We start from the raw sequence: 12,107 nt of genomic DNA, 5'->3' as shown, positions 1-12,107 counted from the left end.
GGCTTCTCCGGTGGTCACAGGCTGTCCACCGCCTGGCGTCCGCTGGCACCATCCTGCTCAGACCGGAGTTCGTCCTGGAACGCCTGGTAGCGGGCCAGGTGCGCGGGACGACGGCGCAGGACGAACCATGCCGCGCCGAGGATGATGAACCAAACGGGGGTCACCAGGAGCGCCGTGAGAGTGTCCGGCTGGGTGGTCAGGGTCCAGAGCACGAAGGCGAAGAAGGCGAAGACCGCCCAGACCATGGGGACACCGCCGGGCATCTTGAACTTCGAGGCGGCATGCAGGTGCGGCCGGCGCCGGCGGAAGGCAATGTAGCTGGCCAGGATGATCGACCAGACGAAAACGAAGCAGACGGCGGAAACGGTGGTGACCATCTCGAAAGCCTTGCCGATGTTCTCCCCCGCGTACATCAGGACCACACCGGCGAGCAGCAGCACGCAAGACAGGAACAGCGCATTCTGGGGAACCTTGCGGCGCGACAGGGCACCGAAACGGACCGGCGCATCACCTTCCTGGGCCAGGCCGTAGACCATCCGAGACGTGGAGTAGATCCCGGAGTTGGCCGAGGACATCGCCGAGGAAAGGACCACCAGGTTGACGACGGTGGCGGCAGCGCCGAGGCCGGCCAGGGAGAACATGGCGATGAACGGGCTGTGTCCGGCCGCGAACTGGGTCCAGGGGATAACGGACATCAGGATGATGAGGGCGCCCACGTAGAAGAGCAGGACACGGACCGGGATGGAGTTGATGGCCCGGGGCAGGTTCTTTTCCGGGTCCTTGGCCTCAGCGGCAGTGGTGCCCACCAGTTCGATGCCCACGAAGGCGAACACGGCGATCTGGAAGCCGGCGACGAAGCCCATGAACTCATTCGGGAAGAAGCCCCCGTGGCTCCACAGGTTGCTGAACGTGGCAGGTCCGGCGTCGGAGCTGAATCCGCTGAAAATCATGAACAGGCCCACGATAATCAACGCCGCGATGGCGATGATCTTGATGAGCGCAAACCAGAACTCGGTTTCGCCGAAGGCCTTCACCGTCGTCAGGTTCAGCAGCAGCAGGATGGCGACGGTGACCAGTCCCGGGATCCACAGGGGCAGCCCGGGCCAGAGCTCCTGGGAGTACCCGGCGATGGCGATCACGTCGGCGATGCCGGTGATCACCCAGCAGAACCAGTACGTCCAGCCGGTGAAGAAACCGGCCCAAGGGCCCAGCAGGTCTGCCGCGAAATCACTGAAGGACTTGTAGTGCAGGTTGGAAAGCAACAGCTCACCCATGGCCCGCATGACGAAGAACAGCATAAAGCCGATGATCATGTAGACGAAGATTACGGAGGGGCCGGCCGCCGAGATGGTCTTGCCCGAGCCCATAAACAGGCCGGTGCCGATGGCGCCGCCAATCGCGATGAGCTGGATGTGCCGGTTGCTGAGCTGGCGTTCAAGGTGGGGGGCTTCAACCGGAGCCGAAGGTGGTCGTTGAATCGTCATAAGGAACTCCATCGTTCAAGTGGCACTTTGGTGCCACGATGATTCGGGTCCCTCCCCGCTCTGTCTTGGACCTGAGAGTTTCCGCGTTCCTGCCCCCGCAGACCCGCTTGCACCTTCGGTGAGCCAGGAACGTGCCTGGCTGCTTTCCAGAGTTGCCTCGCCGCGGCGGTACGTGGGCCTGAGAGATTCCTGGGGAGGATTTGCTCCTACGGCGCCTGCTGCATGTACCGGCAGGGCTCTCCCGCCGCAGATCATAGGCATGTTCATTTGTGGATGTTACGGACGGCCCAGTCGCGTGGAGGTTAGCTCCGATCAAAAGCGCGCCGTTGTGGGTGCGGTGCCCCGGATGTGCCGGGACCTTCAGCCACATGACCGGAACAGCCTCGAAGGACATCGTCCGGCCGAATCAGTGTGTGATGGATCACTCGGGAAAGTCAAGCCCCGCAAATGTGACATTGCGAGGCGGGGGCATTGTTGCCCCACGCCGGGGAAGGCGTGTACGGTGTGAGGCGAATCACCACATTCGAATATGCCTTTCGAGCCGTGGCGGGAGAGTCCTCCCCGTCACCAACGGGCAGGCGCCGTAGGAGCAAATCCTCCCCAGGAATCTCTCAGGCCCATGTACCGCCGCGGCGAGGCAACTCTGGAAAGCAGTCAGGTAAGTTCCTGGCTCACCGACGGTGCAAGCGGACAAAGGTCCGCGGAATCTCTCAGGTCCAATACAGAGCGGGGAGGAACCCGGTCCCCTCCGGCGCCTAGCGCCGGCCAAACCTTGGAGTTCCTCTTGACGGTTCAATCTCTTTCATCCAATTTCGCCGACCGCCATATCGGCGCCCGCCGCGAGGCCGACGTCGACACCATGCTGAAGGCTGTCGGCTACGACAGTGTCGACGGCCTGGTGGATACCGCCGTTCCCGATTCCATCCGGCAGGAAAAGCCCCTTAGCCTGGACGGTGCGCTCAGCGAAGTCGAGGTGCTGGCCGCGTTGCGCAAGCTGGCAGCCAAGAACAAGACCGCCGTGCAGATGATCGGCCAGGGCTACTACGACACCGTCACCCCGGCCGTGATCCGGCGCAACATCCTCGAAGCCCCGGCCTGGTACACCGCCTACACGCCGTACCAGCCGGAAATTTCGCAGGGCCGGCTCGAGGCGCTGCTGAACTTCCAGACCATGGTCCAGGACCTCACCGCGCTCCCGGTCGCGAACGCCTCCCTCCTCGACGAGGCCACCGCCGTCGCCGAAGCCGTGCTTCTCATGCGCCGCGCCAACAAGAACAAGTCCGCTGCAGGGGCCAAGACCGTCCTCGACGCCGACTGCCTCCCTCAGACCATCGCCATTGCGCTGGGCCGCGCCGAAGCCCTCGGCTTCGACGTCGAGGTCGCGGACCTCTCCAAGGGCCTGCCCGACGGCGACATCAACGGCGTCGTCCTGCAGCAGCCCGGCGTCTCCGGCCGGGTCTGGGACCAGTCCGGCGTAATCGCCGAGGCCAAGGAACGCGGCGCCCTGGTCACCGTGGCCGCCGACCTGCTGGCCCTCACCCTCATCACTCCCCCGGGCGAGCAGGGCGCGGACATCGCCGTCGGCTCGACCCAGCGCTTTGGTGTGCCGCTGTTCTTCGGCGGCCCGCACGCAGCGTACATGGCGGTGCGCGAGGGCATGGAACGCACGCTCCCGGGCAGGATCGTCGGCGTCTCCAAGGACAACGCCGGCGTCCCCGCCTACCGCCTGGCACTGCAGACCCGCGAGCAGCACATCCGGCGAGAAAAGGCCACGTCCAACATCTGCACCGCGCAGGCGCTGCTGGCCATTGTGTCCTCGTTCTACGCCGTCTACCACGGCCCGGACGGGCTCAAGGCGATCGCAGAGACCGTCCACAACAACGCCCGCGCGCTGGCCGCCACACTGAAGATCGCCGGCCGGGAACTGGTGAGCGACTCCTTCTTCGACACCCTCACGGTCCACGTGCCGGGCAAGGCCGCGAAGGCCATCGCCGCAGCCGAGGCCCGGGGCATCAACCTGCGGTTCATCGACGCGGACACAGTCGGCGTGTCCGTCGATGAAACCACGACGCCGGAGGTTCTCTCCGCAGTGGTAGTCGCCTTTGGCGCCGGCCCTCTCGTGGAGGCCAAGGGCTTCGAGCTCCCCGAATCGGTGCTGCGCAGCTCCGACTTCCTGCAGCACCCGGTCTTCAACACGCACCGCTCCGAAACCCAGTTGCTGCGCTACATCCGCCGCCTCTCGGACCGGGACCTCGCGCTGGACCGCACCATGATTCCGCTGGGTTCCTGCACCATGAAGCTGAACGCAACGGCAGAGATGGAGGCCATCTCCTGGCCGGAGTTCGCCTCCATCCACCCCTTCGCGCCGGACTCCCAGACCGAGGGATGGCGGGAACTCATCAGCGGCCTCGAGGCTGATCTCGCCGAAATCACGGGCTACGACCAGGTGTCCATCCAGCCCAACGCCGGTTCCCAGGGCGAGCTCGCCGGCCTGCTGGCGATCCGGGGCTACCACCGCTCCCGCGGCGAGGCCCAGCGCAACATCTGCCTGATCCCGGCCTCGGCGCACGGCACGAACGCGGCCTCCGCGGTGCTCGCCGGCATGAAGGTCGTCGTCGTGGCCACAGCTTCGGACGGCACGATCGACCACGCGGACCTGCAGGCCAAGATCGAGCAGCACAAGGACGTGCTCTCGGCGATCATGATCACCTACCCGTCCACGCACGGGGTGTACGACGCCGACGTCCGCGAGGTCTGCGACGCCGTCCACGCCGCCGGCGGCCAGGTCTACGTCGACGGCGCCAACCTCAACGCCCTCGTGGGCCTGGCCCAGCCGGGCCGGTTTGGCGGGGACGTCTCGCACCTGAACCTGCACAAGACCTTTTGCATCCCGCACGGCGGCGGCGGACCCGGCGTCGGCCCGGTCGCGGCCAAGGCGCACCTGGCGCCGTTTATGCCCGGCGACGCGAACAAGGCCGCCGGCCAAGGCGGGACAGGCGTGGCTATCTCGGCGTCCCGCTACGGCTCCGCCGGTGTGCTGCCGATCTCCTGGGCGTACGTGAAGCTCATGGGCGGCCAGGGCCTGACCGAGGCCACTAAGTCGGCGCTGCTCGCGGCCAACTACATCGCCGCACGGCTGGATGAGCACTTCCCGGTGCTCTACACCGGGGAGAGCGGGCTCGTGGCCCACGAGTGCATCCTGGATCTGCGCGAGCTCACGGCCAGGACCGGCGTCACCGCCGAGGACGTCGCCAAGCGCCTGATCGACTTCGGCTTCCACGCCCCCACGCTGTCCTTCCCCGTAGCGGGCACCCTGATGGTGGAGCCCACCGAGTCCGAGGACCTCGCCGAGATTGACCGCTTCATCGCGGCGATGATCACGATCCGGCAGGAGATCGACCAGGTGGCCAACGGCGAGTTCACGGTGGAGGACTCCCCGCTGCGCAACGCCCCGCACACGGCGGCCGCCGTCGTCTCTTCCGACTGGGAGCGGGCCTACCCTCGCGAGCAGGCAGTCTTCCCGGTCCACACGCTGCGGCAGGACAAGTACTTCCCGCCGGTCGGGCGGATCGACGGCGCCGCCGGCGACCGCAACCTGGTCTGCTCCTGCCCGCCGCTGTCCGAATTCGAGAACTAAGGATCCCCCGATGAGTGAGAACTACACCGCCCTCTACGAGCAGCACAAAAAAGCCGGCGCCTCCTTCACGGACTTCGGCGGCTGGCAGATGCCGCTCAAGTACGAATCGGAGCTGGCCGAGCACCACGCCGTCCGCAACGCCGCGGGCCTTTTCGACCTCTCCCACATGGGTGAAGTCTGGGTCAGCGGCCCGGACGCCGCAGCGTTCCTCGACTATGCCCTGGCCGGGAAGCTCTCGGCCGTGGCCGTGGGCAAGGCCAAGTACTCGCTGATCTGCCAGGAAGACGGCGGCATCATCGATGACCTGATCTCCTACCGTCGCGCTGAGGACAAGTTCCTGGTGGTCCCCAACGCCGGCAACGCAGTGGTCGTGGCCGCGGCCCTGGCCGAGCGGGCTGCAGGCTTTGACGTCACGGTGGAGGACGTCTCCGCCGAAACGTCGCTGATCGCCGTGCAGGGCCCCCACGCCGAAGCCATCCTGCTGACCTTGGTCCCGGCCGGGCAGCACGAGCTGGTCACCGAACTGAAGTACTACGCCGCGGTTGAGGTAGGCATCACCGTCAACGGCGCTGTCCAGGACCTGCTCCTGGCCCGCACCGGCTACACCGGCGAGGACGGCTTCGAAATCTACGTTCCCAACGAGGACGCCGCCGGCCTCTGGGAAGCACTGCTGGAAGCCGGCGCGGACCCTGGGCTTATCCCCGCCGGCCTGGCCTGCCGTGACTCGCTGCGGCTCGAGGCCGGCATGCCGCTCTACGGCAACGAACTCTCCCGCGAAGGCAACCCGTACGCGGCAGGCCTGGGCCCGGTGGTCTCGCTCGCCAAGGAGTCGGACTTCGTCGGCAAGGCAGCCCTGGCCGAACTCAAGGCAGCCGGCGCAGGTTCCACCACCGGCCGCAAACTCGTGGGCCTCAAAGGCCTGGGCCGCCGGGCCGGCCGCAGCCACTACCCGGTCCTGAAGGACGGCAAAGTCGTCGGCGAAGTGACCTCCGGCCAGCCGAGCCCCACCCTGGGATACCCCGTTGCGATGGCGTACGTCGACGTCGAGTTCACCGAACCCGGCACCACCCTGCACATCGATCTGCGCGGCAAAGCCGAGCCGTTCGAAGTTGTCGCACTGCCGTTCTACAAGCGCGAAAAATAGCCCGGCCGCCGGCCAGGCACGCAACAACCTACGAACTTAAGGATGAGAAGCATGAGCAAAGTAGTAGCTGAACTGAAGTACTCCGCCGAACACGAATGGGTCGCCGCTGACGGGTCGGGCCCGGCCGGGATCGGCATTTCGGCCGTGGCCGCGGACGCCCTCGGCGACATCGTGTACGTGGACCTGCCCGAGGTCGGTGCCACGGTGACCGCTGGTGAGACCTGCGGCGAGGTCGAGTCGACCAAGTCGGTATCGGACCTGTATGCCCCGGTCACCGGCGAGGTCACCGAGGTCAATGACGCTGTTGTGTCCGATCCGGCGCTGATCAACAGCGACCCGTACGGCGCCGGCTGGCTGTTCAAGGTCGCCGTGGCCGAAGAAGGCCCGCTGATGTCGGCCGAAGAGTACGCTGCAGCCAACGGCGGCGAACTGTGAGCGGGGCTGCGGCGGCAGACACCCTGACGAGCTTCGAGCAGGTCGTGTCCCCGTCCCTGGACGCGGAGCTGTCCGTGCTGGATCCGGAGATCGCCGCGCGGATCGACGCGGAGCTGGGCCGCCAGCGTGACGGCCTGGAAATGATCGCCTCGGAGAACCACACGGCCCGCGCCGTGATGCAGGCGCAGGGCTCGGTCCTGACCAACAAGTACGCCGAGGGCTACCCGGGCAAGCGCTACTACGGCGGCTGCGAGCACGTCGACGTGATCGAACAGCTCGCCATCGACCGGGTCAAGGCCCTGTTCGGCGCCGGGTACGCCAACGTCCAGCCGCACTCCGGCGCGCAGGCGAACGCCTCGGTGATGCACGCCCTGATCCGCCCGGGCGACACGATCATGGGCCTGAACCTGGCCCACGGCGGGCACCTGACGCACGGCATGAAGATCAACTTCTCCGGCCGGCTCTACAACGTCATCCCGTACCAGGTCCGGGAGGACGACCACCGGATCGACATGGCCGAGGTCGAGCGCCTGGCCCAGGAGCACAAGCCGCAGCTGATTGTGGCCGGCTGGTCCGCGTACGCCCGGCAGCTGGACTTCGCCGAGTTCCGCCGGATCGCCGACTCGGTGGGGGCCTACCTGATGGTGGACATGGCGCACTTCGCCGGGCTCGTCGCGGCCGGGCTGCACCCCTCCCCGGTCCCGCACGCGCACGTCACGACCTCCACGACGCACAAGACCCTCGCCGGTCCGCGCGGCGGGATCATCCTGTCCAACGACGCCGACATCGCCAAGAAGATCAACTCGGCCGTGTTCCCGGGCCAGCAGGGCGGCCCGCTCGAGCACGTCATCGCCGGCAAGGCCGTCGCCTTCAAGGTGGCCGCGTCTCCGGAGTTCAAGGAACGCCAGGAACGTGTCCTCGCCGGGGCCCGGATCCTCGCCGAGCGCCTGGTTCAGCCGGATGTGACCGCGAAGGGGATCAACGTGATCTCCGGCGGCACCGACGTGCACCTGGTCCTGGTGGACCTGCGCGAGTGCGAGCTCAACGGCCAGGAAGCCGAGGACCGGCTCGCGGCGATCGACATCACGGTCAACCGCAACGCCGTCCCGTTCGACCCGCGCCCGCCGATGGTCACCTCCGGGCTGCGGATCGGCACCCCGGCGCTAGCGACCCGCGGTTTCGGTGAGGCCGCGTTCGCCGAGGTCGCGGACATCATCGCCGAGGCGCTGACCGCCGACGCCGGCACGGACCTCTCCGGGCTCCGCACCCGGGTCCAGGCCCTCGCCGCCGCCCACCCGCTCTACCCGGCGCTCTAGCCGGCCCTGGTGATTGGGCCTGTCCACGCATTGGGGGCTGGACAGGCCCAACCGCCGACATTCGAAGCACTACCTAGTGAGGAACCGACAATGGCTGTTGGAGTCTTTGATCTCTTTTCCATCGGATTGGGGCCGTCAAGTTCGCACACCGTGGGCCCGATGCGGGCCGCGGCGGTGTTCGCCGAGGAACTGGCGGCCTCCGGTGCCCTGGACCGGGTGGCCTCGCTCCGGGTGGACCTGTACGGGTCCCTCGCCGCGACCGGCCACGGGCACGGGACCATGACGGCCATCCTGCTGGGTCTGGAGGGGTACCACCCGGAGAAGATCCTCCCCGCGGAGGTCGAGGAGCGGCTGGCCGCCATCGCCGACACCGGCACCCTGCAGCTCGCCGGATCCGTGCCCCTGCCCTACGGGGTGAAGGACATGGTGCTGCGCCCGCTGACCATCCTGCCCCGGCACACGAACGGCATGACCTTCACCGTGGCCGACGCCGACGGCGGGACCCTGCACAGCGCCACGTTCTTCTCCGTCGGCGGCGGCTTCATCGTCCGCGAGGGCGAGGAGGACGCCGCGCTGAAGGAACTCGACGCCTCCATCAAGGACCTGCCGCTGCCGTTCCGCACCGCCGCGGAACTGCTCGGCCACTGCCAGGCCCGCGGGCTCTCGATCGGGGAGGTCATGTTAGTCAACGAACGCGCCTCCCACACCGAGGAGGAGATCCGCGAAGGCCTCCTGCACATCTACTCCGTGATGGCCGAGTGCGTGGCCACCTCCCTGAAGCGGACCGGGCTGCTGCCCGGCGGGCTCAAGGTCCGCCGCCGCGCCCCGGACTGGCACGACCGCCTGCTGAAGGAAAACGCGGACCGGGACCCCGGCTACCGGGACCCGAAGTACTGGCAGGAATGGGTGAACCTGATCGCCCTCGCCGTGAACGAGGAGAACGCCTCCGGCGGCCGCGTCGTGACCGCCCCCACCAACGGCGCGGCCGGGATCATCCCCGCGGTGCTCTACTACGCCCTGCACTTCGCCCCCGGCATGGACAAAGCCAGCCAGGCCGACCGCGACGACACTGTGGTGAAGTTCCTGCTGACCGCCGGCGCGGTCGGGGTGCTCTACAAGGAACAGGCCTCGATCTCCGGCGCCGAGGTCGGCTGCCAGGGCGAGGTGGGCTCGGCGTCGTCGATGGCCGCCGCGGGCCTCGCCGAAGTCATGGGCGGCACACCCCAGCAGGTCGAGAACGCCGCGGAAATCGCGATGGAACACAACCTCGGCCTGACCTGCGACCCGATCGGCGGGCTCGTGCAGATCCCCTGCATCGAACGCAACGCGATCGCCGCGGCCAAAGCCATCAACGCCGCCAAAATGGCCCTCTGGGGCGACGGGTCGCACCGGGTTTCCCTCGATGAAGTCATCGTGACCATGCGCGAAACCGGCAAGGACATGAGCTCCAAATACAAAGAAACCGCCATGGGCGGCCTCGCCGTCAACGTCGTCGAGTGCTGACGGCAATGGCGGACGTGAACCGAGCCAATAGGCCCCTGGACCTCCGGCAGCTACCGGCCGGAACAGCGGCCGCCAAGCGCCGGAGGCGGCGCAGGCGGCAGCGGGCTGAAGCCTGGGCGGTCGGCTTAGGCGGACTGATGGGGTTCGTGCTGATTCTCTACGCCGCAACCCAGTACACGGGGTGGTGACCAGCCCCGCTCCCCCCGACACTTTGATCAGCAACCCGCCGCCGTTAACCGGCCCACTTACGAAGGAACAACAAATGACACTGGCACCAGAAGGCCGGAAGATGCTGCGCATTGAGCAGCGTAATGCGGCCACCCCGGTGGAGCGGAAGCCCGAATGGATTAAGGCCAAGGTCCAGATGGGCCCGGAGTTCGTCCAGCTCAAGAACCTGGTCAAGAAGGAAGGCCTGCACACCGTGTGTGAGGAGGCCGGCTGCCCCAACATCTTCGAATGCTGGGAAGACAAGGAAGCGACGTTCCTGATCGGCGGCTCCGAGTGCACCCGGCGCTGCGACTTCTGCCAGATCGACACCGGCAAACCCTCCCCGGTGGACATGTTCGAACCCACCAAGGTGGCCCGCTCGGTCCAGGCGATGCAGCTGCGCTACGCCACCGTCACCGGGGTGGCCCGCGACGACCTCGCCGACGAGGGCGTCTGGCTCTACGCCGAAACCGTCCGCAAGATCCACGAACTGAACCCCGGCACCGGCGTCGAGCTGCTGATCCCGGACTTCTCCGGCAAACCCGAACACATCGCGGCGATCTGCGACTCCAAACCCGAAGTCTTCGCGCACAACGTCGAGACCGTGCCGCGGATCTTCAAGCGCATCCGCCCCGCGTTCCGCTACGAACGCTCCCTGGACGTCATCACCCAGGGCCGCAACCTCGGCATGGTCACCAAGTCCAACCTGATCCTGGGCATGGGCGAGACCCGCGAGGAAATCTCCGAAGCCCTGCGCGACCTGCACGAGGCCGGCTGCGACCTGATCACCATCACCCAGTACCTGCGCCCGAGTGAACGCCACCTCCCGGTGGACCGCTGGGTCAAGCCGCAGGAATTCGTCGACCTGCAAAACGAGGCCGACGAGATCGGCTTCCTCGGCGTCATGTCCGGGCCCCTGGTGCGTTCCTCCTACCGCGCCGGCCGGCTCTGGGCCACCGCCATGCGCAAAAAGGGCTGGGAGATCCCGGCCGAACTCGCGCACATCGAAAGCTCCGGCAGCACCCGCCAGGAAGCCAGCTCACTCCTCGCGGCGCACTCCTGAGCGCCCGTCGTACTAGGCTGTCGGCCCATGAGCACTTTCCCCAGCATGGATCCCGGCATCTTCGCGCCGGACCTGAGGACGCAGTTCGAGGCCTTTCTCGACGAGCACCGGGCTGCCCTGCACGGCTGCCTGGACGGGCTCAGCGAGCAGGAGGCCCGGGCGTCCCTCGTCCCCTCGCGGACAACGCTGCTGGGACTGGTCAAACACGCAACGTTCGTGGAACAGGTCTGGTTCGACGAAGCCATCACACGCCGGAGCCGCCAGGAGATCGGGATTCCGGCCACCCCGGACGAGTCCTTCATCCTGGACGACGGCGACACGGTTGCCGGCGTCCAGGCCGCCTACCGCCGGGCCTGCGGGGACTCACGCGGCCGGACCGCATCTTTGGGGCTCGACGACCTGGTCACCGGCAACCGCCGCGGGCCGCTGCCCTTGAGGTGGGTCTATCTGCACATGCTGCGGGAACTCGCCCAGCACTGCGGGCACGCCGACATCCTGCGTGAACAGCTCCTCGCCGCGCGCGCCCCGGGCTGAATCGTCCCCCAGCGCCGGTTAGCATCGGAGGCTCCCGAAGTCGCCGTAATCCAGGGCCGCGTACCGGGCGTAGGCGCTCAGCACTGCGGCCTCGATGGCGTCCACGTCCAGGTGCGGGACCAGGTCGTTGACTGCCCCCGCCGTCGTCGGGTCCCAGTCCAGGCCCAGGGCGGCGTAGCTGGCCTCGAGCACGGCCCGGATGGGCGCGGAGTGTTCCACGATGATCACCGAGCTGAACAGCCAGCCGCCGGAGACCACCCGCTGGGCGGTGCCGATGAGCTTGACCTGATGCCCCGGCACCGCAGGATCCTGCCCGTGGACACTGAACTCCCCGGGGCAGTACTCGCCCGGGATCTCCCCGACGGCGGCGTCCACCCCGGCGTCGCGCAGTCCCTGTGCCAGCAGTTCGCCGAAAAACGAAAAGCGCCCCTTCGCGCCGGCGATCGCGTCGGCATGCGGCTCCAGGTGGTCGATCACCAGCGTGCCCTCGTGGTAGGCGGCTGCCCGGCCGCCGGCTTTCCGGACCAGGGGTTCAAACCCGAGCTCGCGGCAGGCCTGCGCCGCGGCCTCGAAGCCCGGCAGATGGGTGTCCCGCTGGCCGAACGCGACCGTGGGCGCAGGCCGGTAGAGCCGCAGCAGGGGACCGGCCGCGCCCGTCTTCACCCGCTGCAGCAGGTCCAGCGCGAAGTCCAGGTCCGCCGCGGCGCCGAGCGAATGCTCCTGCCGGAACACCGTCAGGGTCCGGGGTCCGGCCGCGGCCTGCTCCATGTTGTTATGCTCCCTT

At 67.6% G+C, this 12,107-nt stretch carries 9 protein-coding genes and 2 riboswitches; of the genes, 7 read left to right on the top strand and 2 right to left on the bottom strand.

What is annotated here, in order from left to right; translation table 11 throughout:
* Positions 1 to 14 precede the first annotated feature (14 nt).
* A complete protein-coding gene (locus E7Y32_RS12780; protein ID WP_146337432.1) occupies positions 15 to 1,484 on the bottom strand; it encodes an amino acid permease in 1,470 nt (489 codons plus the stop codon).
* 156 nt (positions 1,485 to 1,640) lie between these two features.
* Positions 1,641 to 1,738, bottom strand: a riboswitch (glycine riboswitch).
* 283 nt (positions 1,739 to 2,021) lie between these two features.
* Positions 2,022 to 2,121: riboswitch (glycine riboswitch) on the top strand.
* Between the two features lie 147 nt (positions 2,122 to 2,268).
* Between E7Y32_RS12780 and gcvP the strand changes: the two genes are divergently transcribed.
* The 7 genes from gcvP to E7Y32_RS12745 all read left to right on the top strand — a co-directional run bounded on the left by gcvP (position 2,269) and on the right by E7Y32_RS12745 (position 11,323).
* Positions 2,269 to 5,121 carry an aminomethyl-transferring glycine dehydrogenase gene (gene gcvP / locus E7Y32_RS12775; RefSeq protein WP_146337431.1) on the top strand — a complete coding sequence of 951 codons (2,853 nt, stop codon included), beginning with the start codon at positions 2,269 to 2,271 and terminating at the stop codon, positions 5,119 to 5,121.
* A 10-nt stretch (positions 5,122 to 5,131) separates the two neighbouring features.
* On the top strand, positions 5,132 to 6,265 hold the full coding sequence (gene gcvT / locus E7Y32_RS12770) for a glycine cleavage system aminomethyltransferase GcvT (RefSeq protein ID WP_146337430.1): 1,134 nt from the start codon (positions 5,132 to 5,134) through the stop codon (positions 6,263 to 6,265).
* A 51-nt stretch (positions 6,266 to 6,316) separates the two neighbouring features.
* Positions 6,317 to 6,700 carry a glycine cleavage system protein GcvH gene (gene gcvH, locus E7Y32_RS12765; RefSeq protein WP_146337429.1) on the top strand — a complete coding sequence of 128 codons (384 nt, stop codon included), beginning with the start codon at positions 6,317 to 6,319 and terminating at the stop codon, positions 6,698 to 6,700.
* Entirely contained in the window at positions 6,697 to 8,016 is a 1,320-nt protein-coding gene (gene glyA / locus E7Y32_RS12760; RefSeq protein WP_146337428.1) for a serine hydroxymethyltransferase, read from the top strand. Before gcvH ends, glyA begins: the two co-directional genes overlap by 4 nt.
* A gap of 90 nt (positions 8,017 to 8,106) precedes the next feature.
* Positions 8,107 to 9,519 carry an L-serine ammonia-lyase gene (locus E7Y32_RS12755; RefSeq protein WP_146337427.1) on the top strand — a complete coding sequence of 471 codons (1,413 nt, stop codon included), beginning with the start codon at positions 8,107 to 8,109 and terminating at the stop codon, positions 9,517 to 9,519.
* Between the two features lie 262 nt (positions 9,520 to 9,781).
* Positions 9,782 to 10,789, top strand: a complete 1,008-nt coding sequence (gene lipA, locus E7Y32_RS12750; protein WP_146337426.1) for a lipoyl synthase — start codon at positions 9,782 to 9,784, stop codon at positions 10,787 to 10,789.
* 27 nt (positions 10,790 to 10,816) lie between these two features.
* A complete protein-coding gene (locus E7Y32_RS12745) occupies positions 10,817 to 11,323 on the top strand; it encodes a DinB family protein (RefSeq protein ID WP_146337425.1) in 507 nt (168 codons plus the stop codon).
* An 18-nt stretch (positions 11,324 to 11,341) separates the two neighbouring features.
* On the opposite strand, the gene E7Y32_RS12740 is transcribed toward E7Y32_RS12745, so the two are convergent.
* Entirely contained in the window at positions 11,342 to 12,091 is a 750-nt protein-coding gene (locus tag E7Y32_RS12740) for a lipoyl protein ligase domain-containing protein (RefSeq protein WP_146338634.1), read from the bottom strand.
* Positions 12,092 to 12,107 lie beyond the last annotated feature (16 nt).

The organism is Arthrobacter sp. UKPF54-2 (genome assembly GCF_007858535.1).
Taxonomy (GTDB): Bacteria; Actinomycetota; Actinomycetes; order Actinomycetales; family Micrococcaceae; genus Arthrobacter.
Note: the sequence above shows the minus strand (reverse complement) of the source record. Positions and strands in the feature narration are given on the sequence as shown.

Excerpts from the sequence above, each read along its gene's own strand:
- E7Y32_RS12780 (WP_146337432.1), bottom strand. The coding sequence starts at position 1,484 with ATGACGATTCAACGACCACCTTCGGCTCCGGTTGAAGCCCCCCACCTT.
- E7Y32_RS12740 (WP_146338634.1), bottom strand. The coding sequence starts at position 12,091 with ATGGAGCAGGCCGCGGCCGGACCCCGGACCCTGACGGTGTTCCGGCAG.
- gcvT (WP_146337430.1), top strand. The coding sequence starts at position 5,132 with ATGAGTGAGAACTACACCGCCCTCTACGAGCAGCACAAAAAAGCCGGC.
- E7Y32_RS12745 (WP_146337425.1), top strand. The coding sequence starts at position 10,817 with ATGAGCACTTTCCCCAGCATGGATCCCGGCATCTTCGCGCCGGACCTG.
- gcvH (WP_146337429.1), top strand. The coding sequence starts at position 6,317 with ATGAGCAAAGTAGTAGCTGAACTGAAGTACTCCGCCGAACACGAATGG.
- E7Y32_RS12755 (WP_146337427.1), top strand. The coding sequence starts at position 8,107 with ATGGCTGTTGGAGTCTTTGATCTCTTTTCCATCGGATTGGGGCCGTCA.
- lipA (WP_146337426.1), top strand. The coding sequence starts at position 9,782 with ATGACACTGGCACCAGAAGGCCGGAAGATGCTGCGCATTGAGCAGCGT.